The organism is Tepidiphilus baoligensis, from assembly GCF_012911495.1.
GTDB lineage: Bacteria > Pseudomonadota > Gammaproteobacteria > Burkholderiales > Rhodocyclaceae > Tepidiphilus > Tepidiphilus olei.
Genome location: NZ_JAAAUB010000050.1, coordinates 1 through 306, shown reverse-complemented (window position 1 = coordinate 306; position 306 = coordinate 1). Strand labels below are relative to the sequence as shown.

Sequence of the window (306 nt, the reverse complement as noted above, 5' to 3'; positions counted from 1 at the left end):
TACCAGGATGTTCAGGTCCTGCCCAAGCTCGACGAATTGAAACTCGGAGGCCCCAGGACGCTCATCGTCATCAAGCCCGATGGCAAGGTTCCCCCCAGTGAGCTTCAGAACTTCTTCGACTATCAGCAGGAGAAGAACAACCTGCTGGTGCTCACGGGTCAGGATAGCCTGTTGGCGGATGCTGTCGAGGAGCGTCTGCGTGAGCTCTACGCCATCGAGCAGATCCACAAGCGGCTTCGCCCTGGCGACACGCTCTTCGAAGAAGCGCGCGACCGACTGGAAGAAGCGGAAGACCGCTTCGGCAAG

General features: G+C 59.2%; 1 protein-coding gene. It reads left to right on the top strand.

The genetic code is table 11. The features are described 5' to 3' along the window. The coding region (locus GV368_RS10970) for a hypothetical protein (protein WP_169116547.1) at window positions 1–306 on the top strand (306 nt) is incomplete at both ends.